Genomic DNA, 16,949 nt, shown 5'->3' on the forward strand with positions numbered 1-16,949 from the left:
GGCTCCTGACCGGTCAGCCGAGGCTGCGTGCGGTGTTGATGACGTTGATGCCGTTGAAGCGCGCGGTGGACGAACCGTGCGAGACCGCCGAGACCTGGCCGGGCTGGCCCTTGCCGTCGAAGAACGAACCGCCCAGGCGGTAATCGCGTTCGTCGGCCACGGCGCTGCAGGCATTCCAGAATTCCGGCGTGCGGATCTGGTACGCCACGTCTTCCAGCATGCGGGTGATCTTGCCGTTCTTGATTTCATAGAACAGCTGGCCGCCGAACTGCGCGTTGTAGCGCTGCTGGTCGATCGAGAACGAGCCATCGCCGATGATGTAGATGCCGTTCTCCACGTCCTTGATCATGTCCGACACGCTCAGCGGGGTCTTGCCCGGCGCCATCGACACGTTGGCCATGCGCTGGAACTGCACGCTGGACCACGAGTCGGCATAGCAGCAGCCATCGGACTCGGTCTTGCCGAGGATGTGCGCCTGGTCGCGGATGGTCTGGTAGTCCACCAGCTTGCCGTTGCTGATCAGGTCCCAGCGCTTGCACTTCACGCCTTCATCGTCGTACGCGACCGCACCGAGGCTGCCCGGCTGGGTCTTGTCGGCGAAGATGTTGACCTTGTCGCTGCCGTACTGGAAGTGCTGCTCGCGCTTGTCCAAAGTGGCGAAGCTGGTGCCGGCGTAGTTGGCTTCGTAGCCGAGCACGCGGTCCAGCTCCAGCGGATGGCCGATCGACTCGTGGATGGTCAGCCAGGTGTGCGACGGATCCAGGATCAGGTCGTACTTGCCCGGCTTCACCGACGGCGCCTTCAGCTTTTCCTGCGCCTGCTTGGCCGCCGCGATGGCGTCTTCCTTCATGTCGTAGGAAGAGCCGTAATTCACCACGCCATTGGGCGTCAGAACCTTGCCGGCAGCGGCCCCGTCCAGATACTCGTAGCCCAGGCCCATCGGTGCGGAAAGGCCTTCGCGGGTGCGGAACTTGCCGCTGGCCTTGTCGATGGCGGTGATCGTCATCGGTGCCCAGATGCGGTGCACGTCCTGGTCGATGTACGAGCCGTCGGTGGAAGCGAAGTACTTCTGCTCGTTGACCAGGAACAGCATCGAATTGACGAAGCTGGCGCCGGCACCCATCGCCGCAGCGTTGACGTCCAGCAGCAGGTCGACCTTCTCCTTGATCGGCACCTCCATCGCATTCTTGCGGATCGGCGTTTTCCAGCTGACCTCGCCGACGCCCGGCGCCTTGGCCAGCTGTACCGGCGCGGTCTGCACGCCCGCATTGGCCTTGGCGATGGCGGCGGCCTGCTGCGCGGCACGGGCCACGTCGGCGGTACTGAGCGCGTTGGTGGCGGCAAAGCCCCAGGCGCCGTTGACGATCACGCGGATGCCCACACCGGTGGACTCGGTGTTCACCACGTTCTGCACCTTGTCCTCGCGGGTGATCACGAACTGCCGCAGGTAGCGGCCGATGCGCACGTCGCAGTAGGTGGCGCCGGCGCTGCGTGCGGCCTGCAGGGCGGCATCGGCCAGGCGCTTCTTCAGCGCAGGGTCGAGGCTGGACTGCAGCTGCTCGGCGGCGATCGCCTTGCCGAAGAACGACGGCACGATCAGGCCGCCAGCGGTAAGCCCGGTCAGGGCCAGGAAGTCACGTCTGTGCAAGGCTGCTCTCCATGAAGGACGGGTGGCTCAGGCGCCAAGACTGCGCGCGGTGTTGATGATGTTGATGCCGTTGAAACGGGTGGTGGACGAACCGTGCGAGACCGCCGACACCTGGCCGGGCTGGCCCTTGCCGTCGAAGAACGAGCCGCCGAGGCGGAAGTCGCGTTCATCGCAGATGGCGGTGCAGGCGTTCCAGAATTCCGGCGTGCGGATCTGGTAGGCCGCATCCTCGACCATGCCGGTGATCTTTCCGTTCTTGATCTGGTAATAGAGCTGGCCGCCGAACTGCGCGTTGTAGCGCTGCTGGTCGATGGAGTAGGAGCCACGGCCGTGGATATAGATGCCGTTCTCCACGTCCTTGACCATCTCCTCGACGCTGAGCGCTGCCTTGCCCGGTGCCAGCGAGACGTTGGCCATGCGCTGGAACTGCACGCTGGACCAGGAATCGGCATAGCTGCAGCCATGCGACGCGTCGCGACCGAGGATATGGGCTTCATCGCGGGTGGCCTGGTAATCGACCAGTACGCCATCGCGCACCAGGTCCCAGCGCTGGGTCTTCACCCCTTCGTCGTCGTAGCCCACCGCGCCCAGGCTGCCCGGCTGGGTCTTGTCGGCGAAGACGGTAACGATGTCGCTGCCCCAGCGGAAGCCGGCATCGCGCTTGTCCAGCGTGGCGAAGCTGGTGCCGGCGTAGTTGGCTTCGTAGCCAAGCACGCGGTCCAGCTCCAGCGGGTGGCCGACATTCTCGTGGATGGTCAGGAACAGATTGGACGGATCCAGTACCAGGTCGTACTTGCCGGGCTTCACCGAGGGCGCCTTGAGCTTCTCGCGCGCGTGGCGGGCGGCGGCGATGGCGTCCTCGACCGGGTCGTAGGAATCGCGGTACGCAGTGATGCCGCCGGGCAGCTGCACCTTGCCGCTGGCATCGCCATCGAGGAACTCGTAGCCCATGCCCATCGGCGAGGAAAGCCCGGCGCGGGTGCGGAACTTGCCGCTGGCCTTGTCGATGGCCGTGGCGGTGAACGGCAGCCAGATGCGATGGATGTCCTGATCGATGAACGAGCCGTCGCTGGAGGCGAAGTACTTCTGCTCGTTGACCAGGAACAGGGTGGAATTGATGTAGTCGGCACCCGCATTCAGCGCGGCGGCATTGAGCGACAGCAGCAGCTCGACCTTGTCCTGGATCGGCACTTCCATCGCGTTGCGGCGGATCGGTGTCTGCCAACGCACTTCGCCCACCGACGGGGTGGGCGCCAGTTGCACCGGGCGGGTCTGGATGCTGGCATTGGCGCGGGCGATGGCCGTGGCTTGCTCGACGGCGGTACGCACCGCCGCTTCGGTCTGCTGGTGGGTGGCGGCGAAGCCCCAGGCACCGTTGACGATCACCCGGACGCCCACACCGGACGATTCGCGGTTGGTCACGTTGCCGACCTGGTGCTCGCGGGTGATGACCGACTGGTTGAGGTAGCGGCCGATGCGCACATCGCAGTAGCTGGCTTTGGCCGCGCGCGCGGCGGCAAGTGCGACCTCGGCCAGGCGTCGGCGCTGGGTCGGGTCGACCGGGGCCAGCAACTGCTCGGCGGCGATCAGCCGCGAATGCGGCAGGACCAGGCCCGCCAGGCCCAGACCGGAAAATGCCAGGAACTCACGTCGTTGCACTGCGTCTCTCTCTCACTTCCGTGCGGCCGGCAAAGGACCGATCCGATCACGTCAACTCCTCGACTTTCGCCAGCGCGGGGCGTGGGGGCAAGTGACTGCAGTCATGGTCGGGGAGGGTTTCGGCAGGGCTTGCAGCCCTGCACCTGCTTCAAGCCACGGCAACGTCAAATTCAAAAGCGGGCTATCCGTGGGATGGCGGGGCGGTGTGGGTGGGCAGGACACGCCGTAAACCCATCCATGGGGGCTCGATGGCGCCATCCATGGCGCCAACGGTCCTGCCCACCCACACCGCCCCGCCTCTGACAGATTCCGTGCGCTGTTGGTGGGTGCCGACCGTTGGTCGGCACATCTGTCAGATATCGAACGAATTCATCCACGCATGGCGTGGATCTACTAGGACGTGCAGCTGTTGGTAGGTGTCGACCTTGGTCGACACGATTTTTCTCTCAAATATCGATATTCAAGATGGGGTCAGAGCCCGTTGCGCAGCAACGGGATCCGACCCCGTGCTCCGACAGATCGCAGGAAACTGTCGAAGGCGGGGTGGGTCCGGTTGCGGGGGCGTGAGCGCCATGGATGGCGCGACCGAGCCTACAGGGACGTATTCACGGCGTCCCCCGCAACCGGACCCACCCCGCCAACCCAAGGAATGCCAGCTTTTGCCGTTGCTCTGGCTCCGGCTCCTGCGGGTGCAGGGCTGCAAGCCCTGCCGAGCAACACCCCCTCGTGCACAATGGGGCCGACCCTGCCTGGACCCCGTCCTGATGTCGAGCAAGCCGTATTCAGAAGCCTGCGAGCGCAACCGCGAACCCATCGCAGCTGCGCTCGACCCGTGGATGGGCGATCGCCACCGGGTGCTGGAAATCGGCAGCGGCACCGGTCAGCACGCGGCCTTCTTCGCCGAACGCTGGCCGTGGCTGCGCTGGCAGCCCAGCGACCATCCGGACCATCTGCCCGGCATCGAGGCCTGGCGTGCGGAGGCCGCGCTGCTGAACCTGCTGCTGCCGGTGGCGTTGCAGGTGGAACTGCCCCCGGCGCCGGGCCTGAGCCTGCCGGAAGGCAGCAGTTTTGATGCCGCATTCAGCGCCAACACGTTGCACATCATGGGCTGGGAGTACGTGCAGGCGCTGTTCGGCGCGCTGCCGCCACTGTTGCGTCACGGTGCGCTGTTGGCGGTCTACGGGCCGTTCAACTACGGTGGCCGCTACACCAGTGACAGCAATGCGCAGTTCGATGCCTGGCTGAAGGCGCGTGATCCGCGCAGCGGTATCCGCGATGTGGAAGCCGTGCAGGCGCTGGCCGAGGACAACGGCTTCACCCGCCTGCGCGACGTGGCGATGCCGGCCAACAACCGCCTGCTGCTGTGGCGGTTGGGGTGATCAGGCGTCCGGGGCCATGCTGGAAAGGCGTGCTGCTGCAGCGCGTAGCCCTTTGAAAATGGGTTCGGACACACTTGCAGGGAAGTCACGTGGGAGCTGACGCGTGACCTTTTCGATGGCCGGTTCGACGGCCGCGATCAACGCTTCGATCCACGGCTCTGCGCCATCGGCTACGCCACAGGCGCGTGCGGTTTCGTTCCAGTGCCGGCGTCGCACAAGATGCAGTTTTCGATGGGGGTTCTTGCCCTCTACCGCCATGGCAAGCTGAGCGTTGTGCGGATCGAGTTGATTGGGCCCCCGGCCGAGGATGGGATATACCGACAGCACGTCGTAGACAGGAGTCAGACGGAAGCGCCCACCCGCGTCGATGTGGACGCTGAAGTTCTTTGCGTGGCCGTCGGTCGCGGCAAGCATCCAGAACAGGATCTGCGTCTTGAAGAAGGTTGCTCGATCCTCAGGCTGCTCGGATTGCCGAAGCAGATCCATGATCGCCACGATGCCAGGGCCACCATCGGATTCATACTTCCTGGCAGCGGGGAGGCCAAAGACCTGGCACATATCTTCCTGCGGCAAGCGAAGCCACCACGTGCGATCCGCGGCCAGTCGCCGGTCGAAACGTTCGACGATCAGTGCACCTTGATCTTCAAAACGCCCCATCTGCGTATCCGCGACGGGAATACCAAAGGCTGCCAGCAGGTGCATGCACAGCCACTCGTTCTCCACGGACTGGTGCATGTCCGCACGCATGTTGCCGCCGATACCCAACGGCAGCTTGAAGATGTGCGTGGACGGCGTACTTCCGGTAGGAATGCACCATTGACCATCGTGCAGCAGCAGGCCGGTCTTTTCCTGCGCTCCAGCGATGGAAATGCGGAACGCATCGTCGCTGGAAGAAGTGCCAGGCAATGCACTTGTTGTGACCTGACGCAGGACTTCAGCGACGCCTGAGTCATTCAATGGTTCGAACGTTATCCGCTGGATGTCACCCGGTGTACGCGAAGGCGGCAATAGCTGCACCGCCCCCACACAATCCCTCCCGATGGCTTCAAGGAGATCGAACGTGTCGCTGCTGCGCGTGGCGAATCGGTCGCGGATCCGATTGCGGATGGCGATGTTGTCGGGAAGAAGATTATCGAAGTAGTCGTTGACGACAGTACCCCGATGGCTCTCGCCTTCTGGGAGCAGGGGCAGCGAAAGTGACAGCGGCCGGAACTGGGCCGAGCGGATCCACGGGTCCATGTACGAAAGTCGGGGCGATCCGCTCCGAACATCATCCCAGAGCGCGACCTCGACACCATTCATCCAGACCCGCAGCGTACCCATGGCTCACCACTCCAGCGTCGATGTGTTCTCCGGGGCACGTCGTTTTTGCAGGCTGACTTCCAGACCCAATACAGCCCAGACCCGCATCAGCCGTTCGAAGCTTGCCGATGCCGGGTCGCGCTCCAACGCCCCTACTGCCTGGCGGCTTATGCCGAGTTGCTTCGCCAGCTCAGCTTGGCTCAGGCCCGCCTGGCGCCTGAAGGCACGCATCAGCGGCGCCAGTTGTTGAGCTGTCCTCACGGTGTGCAGCGGCCTGTCCATACCGGCAGTCCCCAGGAAAAATGACCGTACTCGAACGCGTACGCAATGGATAGGTTGCTTTACGACAAGCAACCTATCGCTTTCCCATCCAGAAGGCAACCTATCGATTGCTATTCAAATATGCAATCAATAGGTTGCATGTGGCGTTCTCCGGTAGCGCCTCAAGCCACCTGCACGATATGCAGTGCCTTCGGGTTCCGCCACTGCGCCAGCAGCGCCGCTTCACGCGCCTTGGCCTGTTCGAAGTGCGCTTCCTTGACGTGGCCGAAGCCTCGGATGTGCTCGGGCACGCTGGCGATCTCCACCGCCAGTGCCAGGCGGTCGTCATCCAGGCCGTCCAGCAGCACCTGCACGGTCGCCTCGTAGTCGCCGATCAGCTGGCGCTCCATGCGGCGCTCTTCGGTGCGGCCGAACACATCAAAGCGCCCACCACGCAGGAACTTCAGCTTCGCCAGCAGGCCGAACGCCTTGAACATCCACGGGCCGTATTCCTTCTTCAGCAGGCGGCCCTGCTCATCCTTCTTCGCGAACAGCGGCGGGGCGAGATGGAAGCGCAGCTGGTAATCGCCCTCGAACTGCTGCTGCAGGCGGCGCTGGAAGTCGCCGCTGGTGTACAGGCGGGCCACTTCGTATTCGTCCTTGTACGCCATCAGCTTGAACAGATAGCGGGCCACGGTCTCGGTCAGCGCAGTGGAACCGCCGATACGCTCGGCTTCGGTCGCGCGTACACGCTCGACCAGCGTGCGGTAGCGGTTGGCATAGGCAGCGTCCTGATACTCGGTCAGGAATGCCGAACGGCGCTCGATCATTTCATCCAGCGAGCGCGACAGGCGCGCGTCGTCCAACGGCAGGAAGGCGACATCGCCACCATGCGTCGGCAGCCCACGCAGCTCGCGCTCATCACCGGTGTTGCGCGGTGCGGCGGTGGCGCCCCACTCGTTGCCTTCCCACTCGCCCGGCGGCAGTGCATGCAGCGGGCCAGGGGTGTTCTCTGTATCGGTATGGCGATTGCGCACCAGCCCAGCGGCCTGCTGCACGGCCTGCGGGTCGACCACGGCCAAGCGGCCCCAGGCAAAGGCCTGCTGGTTCATCGCCACCGCGGCGCCGTTGAGCTCGATGGCGCGCATCAGCGATTCGAACGACAGCGGCACCAGCCCCTGCTGCCACGCGTAGCCGAGGATGAACAGATTGGCGGCGATCGCATCACCGAGCAGCGCGGTCGCCAGCTGGGTCGCATCCAGCAGCAGCGGTTCTTCGCCACCCAGGGCCACGCGCACGCCGGCGATGATGTCGGCGGCGGGGAACTGCATGTCCGGGCGTGTGGTGAACGTGCCCGGCATTGCCTCATAGGTGTTGAGCACCACCTGCGAACGGCCCGCACGTACCTTCGACAGCGCCCAGTAGTCGTTCACCACCACCATGTCGCAGCCCAGCACCAGGTCGGCTTCGCCGGCGGCAATGCGCACGGCGTGGATATCCTCGGGGCGACGGGCGATGCGGATATGGGTGGTCACCGCGCCACCCTTCTGCGCCAGGCCGGTCTGGTCGAGCACCGAGGCGCCCTTGCCCTCCAGGTGACCGGCCATGCCCAGCAGGGCGCCGATGGTCACCACGCCGGTGCCGCCAACGCCGGTGATCAGGATGTTCCAGGGCTGCTCCAGGGTGCCGCGGATGGTCGGCGCCGGCAGGTTGTCCAGCAGCGTGGAGGCATCGCGCTTGCTGCCCTTGCGCGGCTGGCCACCGTGCACGGTGACGAAGCTCGGGCAGAAGCCGTTGACACAGGAATAGTCCTTGTTGCAGTTGGACTGGTCGATGTCGCGCTTGCGCCCGAACTCGGTTTCCTTCGGCAGTACCGACACGCAGAAACTCTTCTTGCCGCAGTCGCCGCAGCCTTCGCAGACCAGCGAATTGATCATCACCCGCTTCTGCGGATCTTCCAGCTTGCCGCGCTTGCGGCGGCGGCGCTTCTCGGTGGCGCAGGTCTGTTCGTAGATCAGGATCGAAACACCCTTCACTTCGCGCAGGCGCTTCTGCACCGCGTCCAGCTCGCTGCGGTCATGGAACTCCACATCGCTGGGGAAATGCTCGCGCTGGCGCGTCCATTTGGCGACGTTGTCCGACAGCACCATGATGGTGTGGATGCCCTCGGCCCGCATCTGCTTTGCGATGTCCGGCACGCTCAGCGGGCCGTCCACCGGCTGGCCGCCGGTCATCGCCACCGCATCGTTGTAGAGGATCTTGTAGGTGATGTTGACGCCGGCTGCGATCGCCTGGCGGATCGCCAGCGAACCGCTGTGGAAATAGGTGCCGTCGCCCAGGTTCTGGAACACGTGCTGGGTATCGGTGAACGCGGCCTGCCCGGCCCACGTCACGCCCTCGCCACCCATGTGGGTGAAGGTGTCGGTGCTGCGGTCCATCCAGGTCACCATGTAATGGCAACCGATGCCGGCCAGCGCACGCGAACCTTCCGGCACGGTGGTGGAGGTGTTGTGCGGGCAGCCCGAGCAGTAATGCGGCACGCGCGGGAAGCTGGCGCGTGGCAATGCAAGCTCGGCTTCCTTCTCCTGCATCCACTGCAGGCGCTGCTCGATTGACTCGTTGTTGAAGAACTTCTGGATGCGACGACCGATCACGCCGGCAATGGTGGCCGGGGTCAGTTCGCCGGTGGACGGCAGGATCCACTCGCCGCTCTCGTCGTACTTGCCGACGATGGACGGACGCTGGCCCCAGCTGGCCGGCCAGTTGAAGAACTGCTCCTTCATCTGGCGCTCGATGAAGGCACGCTTCTCCTCCACCACGATGATGTCTTCCAGGCCCTGCGCGAAGCGCGCGATGCCTTCCGGCTCCAGCGGCCAGGTCATGCCGACCTTGTACACGCGGATGCCGATGTCGGCGCAGGCCTGCTCATCCAGGCCCAGGTATTCCAACGCCTGCAGCACGTCCAGATAACTCTTGCCGGTGGTGACGATGCCCAGTCGCGCACGCGGAGCGTCCATCACCACCTTGTCGATGCCGTTGGCACGGGCGAACGCCTGCGCGGCTTTCACCGCGTAGCGGTGCAGCCGCATTTCCTGGTCCAGCGGCGGATCGGGCCAGCGGATGTTGAGGCCACCGACAGGCATGTCGAAGTCTTCCGGCAGCACGATGCGCCGGGCCAGCGGATCGACCTCCACCGAGGCCGACGATTCCACCGTCTCGGCGATGGTCTTGAAGCCGACCCAACGCCCGGTGTAACGGCTCATCGCCCAGCCGAGCAGGCCCATGTCGAGGATGTCCTGCACGCCGGCCGGGTTCAGCACCGGCATCATCGCGCTGACGAACTCGTCCTCGCTGCCATGCGGCAGGGTCGAGCTGCGGCAGGCATGGTCATCGGCGGCCAGCGCCAGTACACCACCATGGCGCGAGGTGCCGGCAGCGTTGGCGTGCTTGAACACGTCGCCGCAGCGGTCCACCCCCGGGCCCTTGCCGTACCACATGCCGAACACGCCCTGCACGTTGGCGCCGGGGAACAGGTTGGTCTGCTGGGTGCCCCACACCATGGTCGCGCCGAGGTCCTCGTTGAGGCCCGGGGTGAACTTCACCTTGGCCGCTTCCAGGTGCTTGCGCGCACGCCACAGTTCCAGGTCGAAGCCGCCCAGCGGACTGCCGCGGTAGCCGCTGATGAAGCCAGCGCTGTCGATGCCGGTGGCTTCGTCGCGCAGGCGCTGCATCAGCGGCAGCCGCACCAGCGCCTGCACGCCACTCAGGTAGATCCGTCCTTCGTTGCGGGTGTACTTGTGGTCGAGCGTGTAATCACGGTCGAGCAGGTCGGCGGAGGCGGGCGAGGTGAGTTGCGCGGTACTGGTCATGGCTGGCCTGGTCAGGATCGGCTGGCACCGGCCGCGCAGGTACGCGCGGCGGGAAAGGCGCGAATTGTAACAGTGGGGGGCAAGGGCCCCGGCACTCGCGCCAAGGCCGTGCTGGGGTTAGGATCGGGGAGAGAGAGGGAGGTTGGTGTTTCAACCTGGGGGAATTTGGATGTCAGTTGCAGGACAGTTCCTGGCCGGCGTGTTGCTGGTCTCGGGAGCGGCCACTGCGTGGGCCGCGCCGGCTTTGCCGGCACCGCAGGAGTTCTATTTCGACAGCGACGCCGCTGCCGCGCCGATCACGGTGGTGCAGGGTGAAGGCGAAGACTTGGTGGCACAGCTGCTGAAGCACCGCGAGCGTGGCCGCAAGGGGCTGGAAGCCACGGCGCAGCTGGCGTCGGTGGCCATCGCGCAGGGGCGCGCGGAACTGGGCGACAAGCTTTATCGCGAGGCACTGGCTGAAGCGCCGGTGCAGAGCGCGCTGGGCCGCAGCGTGCGCTGGAACTATGGCTGGGACCTGTTGCGGCAGGGCCAGGCGCTGGCCGCGCTGGAACAATGGCAGGCCGCTGCCAGCACCCTGCGCAGCAACCCCGGCTGGGTGCCACCCAGCTATGCGTTGGCGCTGTGGCGGGCTGGCCAGCAACAGGAAGCGGTGAAGTGGTATGCCGCCGCGGTACGGACCGAGCCGGGGCAATGGCGTGACAGCAGTCGGTACGCGCAGTTGCTGCCGGGCTGGCGCGATGACGAACGCGCGACGTTGGCCGAAGTGCAACAGGCCTGGGCGGCCGCGCCACCTGCCTGGCCCTGAGGGTGGGGGTTCGGCCGGGTTGCACCCGGCACCCGCAGAGGCCAGAGCTACAGCCAAAGCCAAAGCCAAAGCGGCTTGCTCGGGGATGGCGGGGCGGTGTGGACAGGCAGGACACGCCGTAAACCCATCCATGGGGGCTCGATGGCGCCATCCATGGCGCCAACGGTCCTGCCTGCCCACACCGCCCCACCTCTGACAGACTCCCGCTGCTGTTGGTAGGTGTCGACCTTGGTCGACACGTAGATCCACGCCATGCGTGGATGAATCTGCATCGGAATCGAGTGATCGATATCTGATCGAATGCAGCCGAGCGTAGGCTCGGCGCTACAAAAAAAACGGTCAGCCAACCGCTTTTGCTTTTGCTCTTCTTTTTTCTTTTCCGTGGCTGGCCGCCCCCGGAAACTGTCAGAGGCCGGGCGGGGTGGGTTCGCGGGGGTGTCCGCGGCATGGATGCCGCGGCCAAGCCCCCAGGGACGGGTTCACGGCGTCCCCCGCGAATCCACCCCGCCCGGCCAAGCGCGGCTTTTGATTCTTGCGGCCAACCGGCAGCCACGAGGGGCTGCGCCGTTCGCAGGAAATCCCTCAATCGTCCGCGGACACCGTGCGTCCCGACGCCCATTCCCGCAACGCCGCCACCTGTTCGGCCATCAACACCGACAACGGCCGCGTTGCCCGTATCTCGCCCATCAGCAGGTCGGTATCCAGCGGCCGGTCTTCGGCATGCGCCGAGTACAGCCCAGCTACGATGGCCTGCTCGATTTCCGCACCGGAAAAGCCGTTGGCCGCCGCGGCCAGTGCCGGCAGCGCGAAGTCGTCCGCATTGAGCTGGCGCCGTCCCAGGTGCAGCCGCAGCAGTTCCACCCGCACGTCGGCCGAGGGCAGGTCGACGAAGAAGATCTCGTCGAAGCGGCCCTTGCGCAGCAGCTCAGCGGGCAGCTCGTGCACCTGGTTGGCGGTGGCCACGATGAACACCGGTGCCTTGCGCTCGGCCATCCAGGTCAGCAGATAGCCGAGCACGCGGCGCGACACGCCGCCATCCTCGCCACCGCTGGCCAGGCCCTTTTCGATTTCATCCATCCACAGCACGCACGGCGCCAGCTGCTCGGCCGAGGCCAGCGCCTGGCGCAGGTTGGCTTCGGTCTCGCCGTGGTACTTGTTGTACAGCGCGCCCACGTCCAGGCGCAGCAGTGGCACGCCAAAGCCGGCAGCGGTGGCCTTGGCCAGCATCGATTTGCCGCAGCCCTGCACGCCCAGCAACAGCATGCCGCGCGGTGGGTCCAGCCCGGCCGGTGCCGAACCAGCGATGAAGGCGACGCGACGCTGGTTGATCCAGCGCTTCAGCCGGTTGGCCCCGGCCACGTCGCCAAAGCGCGCGCTGTCGTGTTCAAAGAACAGGTGGCCGCTGCGGTTGAGCAGCTCGAACTTCAGCCGCGCCAACTGTGGCAGGTCGTCGTCGCGCAGCGCGCCATCGGCATAGATCAGCTGGCGCGCGATGCGCCGCGCATCCACCAGGCTCAGGCCCTGCAGGTTCTTCAGGATCTTCTTGACCGCCTCGCTGTCCACTTCCACCCGCCGCCCGCCGTGTTCGCGTGCATAGGCATCGGCTTCCTCGCGCAGCATCTTCAACAGCGCATTGGCGTCGGGCAGGCGCGGATTGAAGCGCACCGCCAGGGCTTCCAGTTCAGCCGGCAGCTCCACCTTGGCGCCGATCAGCACCAGCACGTGCGGTTCGCTGTGGCGGCGTTGGATCAGGTCACGCAGGGCGCGCTGGTGGCTGGCATAGCCCAGGTAGGGGTGGAAATCGAGCAGCAGGTACACGCCGCGCTGCTCGGCCTGGCGGATCATCTGCAGTGCGGCGCTGGCGTCGGGTGGCCCGAACGGCTCGTCCTCGCGCTCCAGGTCGATGCGGCGCAGGCCTTCGGTGATCGACCAGCGGTGCAGGGCCCGCCACACATGCATCAGCGTCTGCCGGAACAGATCGACGATGCGACCCTCGTCCTGGGTCTCGATCACGATCAGGGGGGTGTTGGCGCGGATCAGTGCGCTCAGGTCCTGCAGTTCGCTCATGCCGGTTCGATCCTTCGGGGGCGCCACGATAGCAAAGGCGATGGCCGCAGGTTCAGCGCGGTGCTACCTCCCGTCACCATCGGCGGTGTACGCTCGGGGCACGTACCCGGAAGCGAGGCTGGCATGAAGACGATCCTGGTGGCCGGTTCCAAGGGCGGGGTGGGCAAGACCACCATCGCCACCCACCTGGCCGCGTACGCGGCATTGCAAGGCAAGGCCACGGTGATCGCCGATGCCGACCCGCAGGGCTCCAGCACCCGCTGGGCACAGCGCCGGGCCGGGCTGGAAAGCGCGGTGCTCCCCATCGACGTGTATCGGAAGAAGCAGTGGGCGCAGAAGCTGCCCGACGGTACCGATACCGTCGTGATCGATGCACCGGCCGGCGCACTGGCCGACGATATCCCGCATTTCCTCGACGCCGCCGATGCCGTGGTGGTGCCGGTGCTGCCCTCGGCACTGGACATCGAAGCCATCGTCGGCTTCCTCAACAGCCTGGCCCAGGTCCCCCGCGTGCACAGCCGCAAGCTGCCGGTGGGGCTGGTACTGAACCGCACCAAGCCCTGGACCCAGACCTCGCAGCAGGCCCTGCAGATGCTGGGTGACTGGCCCTATCCGGTGGTCGCCCAGCTGCGCGACAGCCAGAGCTATGTGGTCATGACCGGCCTGGGTCGCAGTCTTTTCGATTACCGCTCCGCCCAGGTGCGCGAGCACCAGGCCGACTGGGAACCCCTGTTGTCCTGGCTGAAGCTGTAAGTGCCGTAGATCTCCATCCCTTTATTGGAATCCCGCAATGCGCGAACTGATCCTGCTCCGCCACGCCCATGCCGAACCGGCCACCACCGGCCAAGCCGACCTCGACCGGCCGTTGTCGCCGGTGGGGCTCGCTGAAGCCGAAGCCGCCGGCAAGTGGCTGAAGGAAAACAACCTGCTGCCGGACTGCGTGCTGTGTTCACCGTCGCGGCGGACCCGCGAAACCCTGGAAGCAGTGATGGCGGCCATCGGCTATGTCGAAAAGCGCCTCGAAGACCGTATCTACGAGGCGACCCCCGGCACCCTGGCGGCGCTGGTGGACGAGCGCCGCGACCTGGATCGGGTGCTGATCGTCGGCCACAACCCCGGGCTGGAGCAGTTGGTGGCGCTGATGACTGATGGCACCAGCAGTGATTACCGCGGCATGCCGCCGGGCGGCGTGGCCGTGCTCGGCTTCGCCCGTGAGGCAACGATCGAGCCGGGCGTGGCCAGCCTGAACGCCTTCTGGTGGCCGTGAGCCGATGAGGGTGGCGTTGCCGGGCCGCTGCCTGCTGCCAGTCGTGCTGGCGATCGGCCCGGCCTGGGCCGCTGCACCGCCACCGACCGCGCTGCCGGCAGTCGTGGCCGAGTCGCCGCGTACGCTGCAGCTGGATATGGTGCGCTCGCAGATCGGTTTCGAAGTCCGTACCCGTTTCGGCCAACGCATCGAGGGGGTGTTCCCACGTTTCGAGGGGCGCATCGAGGTGCTGTCCGATGGACGTCACCAGGTCCACCTGAAGATGTTCACCCGCACTGTGGAGATCCCCGGCAAGGACCGCTATACCGGCTGGATGCGCGGCCCGGAGTTCTTCGACGCCGGCCGTTACCCCTTCGTGGAGTTCGACTCGCTGCCGTACTGGCCGGAGACCGTCACCGATGGTGGTGGCATCAACGGCCGGCTGACCCTGCGCGGCATCAGCCATCCGGAGACGCTCAAGGTCGAGAAAGCGGAATGTGCCCGACCCGGCTATGATTGCGACGTCGTCAGCCGCGGTACCGTGCAACGAGGCCGGTACGGCATGGACAGCTGGCAGCTTGCCTTGAGTGACCGAGTGACTTTCGTACTGCGTGCACGTCTCAGTGAGGCGTCGAAACCGTGAATCCATTGCTGCGTGTACTGGTGCTGGCAACGGTGTTGCTGGGCAGCGGCTGCGCGTCGCTGTCGCATGCCCAGCGGGATCGCGCCGAGGCGATCGCCGTACAGGCGCGCTCGACCCAGGTGGATTGCCAGCAGCCCGACCGCTGCGCGTTGGACTCGCCGCTGCGGGCCCTGGCCGGCCGGGCGTTCAGCGAATCGACCCCGGAACAGCCGCGGCACTACGCCACCTTGCTGGACGAAGGCGAAGGCGCGCTGGTCGCGCGCCTGAACCTGCTGCGCAGCGCGACCCGCAGCATCGACCTGCAGACCTACATCTTCGACAAGGATGACAGCGCCCGCCTGGTCATCGACGAGCTGCTGGCGGCGTCGCGTCGCGGGGTGAAGGTGCGGCTGCTGATCGACCAGCTTTCGGCGATCTCCGACCTGCAGATCCTCGGCGCACTGGCCGGTGCCCACGAGAACTTCCAGCTGCGGGTCTACAACCCTACCTTCGGCAAGGCCCGGCTGAACTACTTCGATTATGCCGGCAGCGTGCTGTGCTGCTTCCGCCGCTTCAACCAGCGCATGCACAACAAGCTGCTGGTGGTCGACGATGCGATCGGCGTGGTCGGTGGGCGCAACTACCAGGACGACTATTACGACTGGGATCGCGAGTACAACTTCCGCGACCGTGACGTGCTGATCGCCGGCCCGGAAGCGCGCGCGATGGCGGCCAACTTCGATGCGTTCTGGCGCGCGCAGCGCAGCGTCCCGGCCGAGCGCCTGAACGATGTCGGCCGGACCCTGCTCAAGCAGGGCGTGCCGGTGCTGCCGCCCGCACAGTTCCGCAGGCCGGAACGGGTGGAGCGGGTCAGCGAGGAAGCCAATGACGTCGACTTCGTCACCCGCTCGTTCGTGGACACCGCCTTGCCGGTCGCTTCGGTGCGCTATGTGGCCGACCTGCCGCGCAAGCACCGGCGCGAGCGCGCCGACGCACCGCTGGCCGGGCAGCACGTCACCGAGCCACAGCTGGATGCACTGATCTCCAGCGCGCAGCACGAAGTGATCCTGCAGACGCCCTACCTGGTGCTGTCCAAGCCGGCGCAGAAGCTGTTCCGCGAACTGCGCAAGCGCCCGCAGCCGCCGCGCGTGGTGGTGTCCAGCAACAGCCTGGCCGCTACCGACAACCCGATCGTGTATGCGCTGTCCTACAAGTACAAGCGGCGCAACATGCGCGAGCTGGGCTTCAACATCTTCGAGTTCAAGCCGTTCCCGCTGGATGCCCCGGTCGATTACCGAAACCTGCTGCCCGACCCGATCGCGGCACCGGGCAGCGATACCGGCCGCAATCCGTTGATAGGTGGCAGCGCAGCGGGCAGCAATGCCGGTGGCGGTGGCGGTGGCGGTGGTGATGTGGTGGCCGCTGCGGATGTGGACAGCCCGCCGGCGCGGGTGATCCATCCGCGTACCGGCAGCGCCTATGAGAATGGCCGTGCGCGTCGGCGTGCCGCTGGCAGCGAAGTCGAGACTCGCCTGCTGCGTACCGAAACGCGGCCCTCGTTCCTGGGCAGCAAGGCGGTCAACAAGCCGCTGCCGGTCACCCGCAAGGGCGCGCGCATGGGCCTGCACGCCAAGTCGCTGGTGGTCGACCGCCGCATCGGCGTGGTCGGTACCCACAACTTTGATCCGCGCAGCGAGAACTACAACACCGAAGGCGCTGTGATCATCGACGATCCGGCCTTCGCCGAGCAGCTGGCGCAGAGCATCCTGCGCGATACCCATCCGCAGAATTCCTGGACGGTGGCACCGCGTGCCAAGCCGCCGGTCCTGTCCGGCCTCAACTACAGTGTCGGCAAGGCCTCCGAGGCGCTGCCGATTCTCGACTTCTGGCCGTGGCGCTATGCCACCGACTACGAGTTCAAGCCGGGCCCGGACTGCCCACAGCCCCTGCCGCGGCAGAGCGCCGATTTTCACCGTTGCTATGTCGCGGTGGGCGACTTCCCCGAGGTCAACGTCGGGCCGAAGTGGCTGCTGGTACGCATGTTGACGGCATTCGGCGCCGGTCTCGTTCCCATCCTCTGAAGGTAGCTGC

At 65.9% G+C, this 16,949-nt stretch carries 12 protein-coding genes; 6 read left to right on the plus strand and 6 right to left on the minus strand.

What is annotated here, in order from left to right; all coding sequences use genetic code 11:
- Nucleotides 1–13: 13 nt before the first annotated feature.
- Nucleotides 14–1,648 carry a TldD/PmbA family protein gene (locus HUT07_RS00530; RefSeq protein ID WP_176019256.1) on the minus strand — a complete coding sequence of 545 codons (1,635 nt, stop codon included), beginning with the start codon at nt 1,646–1,648 and terminating at the stop codon, nt 14–16.
- A gap of 27 nt (nt 1,649–1,675) precedes the next feature.
- On the minus strand, nt 1,676–3,307 hold the full coding sequence (locus tag HUT07_RS00535; RefSeq protein WP_176019257.1) for a TldD/PmbA family protein: 1,632 nt from the start codon (nt 3,305–3,307) through the stop codon (nt 1,676–1,678).
- A 764-nt stretch (nt 3,308–4,071) separates the two neighbouring features.
- Between HUT07_RS00535 and HUT07_RS00540 the strand changes: the two genes are divergently transcribed.
- Complete coding sequence (locus tag HUT07_RS00540) at nt 4,072–4,686, plus strand: DUF938 domain-containing protein (RefSeq protein WP_176019258.1); 615 nt, start codon at nt 4,072–4,074, stop codon at nt 4,684–4,686.
- Here HUT07_RS00540 and HUT07_RS00545 read toward each other — a convergent pair whose 3' ends face one another.
- The 3 genes from HUT07_RS00545 to HUT07_RS00555 all read right to left on the minus strand — a co-directional run bounded on the left by HUT07_RS00545 (nt 4,687) and on the right by HUT07_RS00555 (nt 10,118).
- Nucleotides 4,687–6,009, minus strand: coding sequence for a type II toxin-antitoxin system HipA family toxin (locus HUT07_RS00545; RefSeq protein WP_176019259.1), 1,323 nt, complete (start codon nt 6,007–6,009; stop codon nt 4,687–4,689).
- 3 nt (nt 6,010–6,012) lie between these two features.
- Nucleotides 6,013–6,270: a helix-turn-helix transcriptional regulator gene (locus tag HUT07_RS00550; RefSeq protein ID WP_176019260.1), complete on the minus strand. Its 258-nt coding sequence runs from the start codon at nt 6,268–6,270 to the stop codon at nt 6,013–6,015.
- A gap of 161 nt (nt 6,271–6,431) precedes the next feature.
- Nucleotides 6,432–10,118, minus strand: a complete 3,687-nt coding sequence (locus tag HUT07_RS00555) for an indolepyruvate ferredoxin oxidoreductase family protein (RefSeq protein ID WP_176019261.1) — start codon at nt 10,116–10,118, stop codon at nt 6,432–6,434.
- 169 nt (nt 10,119–10,287) lie between these two features.
- Between HUT07_RS00555 and HUT07_RS00560 the strand changes: the two genes are divergently transcribed.
- Nucleotides 10,288–10,923 (plus strand): tetratricopeptide repeat protein, encoded by a 636-nt coding sequence (locus tag HUT07_RS00560; RefSeq protein WP_176019262.1) that lies wholly within the window; start codon nt 10,288–10,290, stop codon nt 10,921–10,923.
- Between the two features lie 582 nt (nt 10,924–11,505).
- Here the strand turns inward: HUT07_RS00560 and HUT07_RS00565 are convergent.
- Nucleotides 11,506–12,990 (minus strand): AAA family ATPase, encoded by a 1,485-nt coding sequence (locus HUT07_RS00565; protein WP_176019263.1) that lies wholly within the window; start codon nt 12,988–12,990, stop codon nt 11,506–11,508.
- Between the two features lie 123 nt (nt 12,991–13,113).
- On the opposite strand from HUT07_RS00565, the gene HUT07_RS00570 reads away from it, so the two are divergent.
- Genes HUT07_RS00570 through HUT07_RS00585 form a run of 4 tightly spaced genes read left to right on the plus strand, consistent with a single transcriptional unit; the run spans nt 13,114 to nt 16,939 of the window.
- Nucleotides 13,114–13,743 carry a ParA family protein gene (locus HUT07_RS00570; RefSeq protein WP_176019264.1) on the plus strand — a complete coding sequence of 210 codons (630 nt, stop codon included), beginning with the start codon at nt 13,114–13,116 and terminating at the stop codon, nt 13,741–13,743.
- Nucleotides 13,744–13,780: 37 nt separating this feature from the next.
- Nucleotides 13,781–14,257 (plus strand): histidine phosphatase family protein, encoded by a 477-nt coding sequence (locus HUT07_RS00575; protein ID WP_032977995.1) that lies wholly within the window; start codon nt 13,781–13,783, stop codon nt 14,255–14,257.
- A gap of 4 nt (nt 14,258–14,261) precedes the next feature.
- Nucleotides 14,262–14,879 carry a YceI family protein gene (locus HUT07_RS00580; protein WP_176019265.1) on the plus strand — a complete coding sequence of 206 codons (618 nt, stop codon included), beginning with the start codon at nt 14,262–14,264 and terminating at the stop codon, nt 14,877–14,879.
- Entirely contained in the window at nt 14,876–16,939 is a 2,064-nt protein-coding gene (locus tag HUT07_RS00585; protein WP_176019266.1) for a phospholipase D family protein, read from the plus strand. Before HUT07_RS00580 ends, HUT07_RS00585 begins: the two co-directional genes overlap by 4 nt.
- Nucleotides 16,940–16,949 lie beyond the last annotated feature (10 nt).

Origin of the sequence: Stenotrophomonas sp. NA06056 (assembly GCF_013364355.1) — a bacterium.
GTDB lineage: Bacteria > Pseudomonadota > Gammaproteobacteria > Xanthomonadales > Xanthomonadaceae > Stenotrophomonas.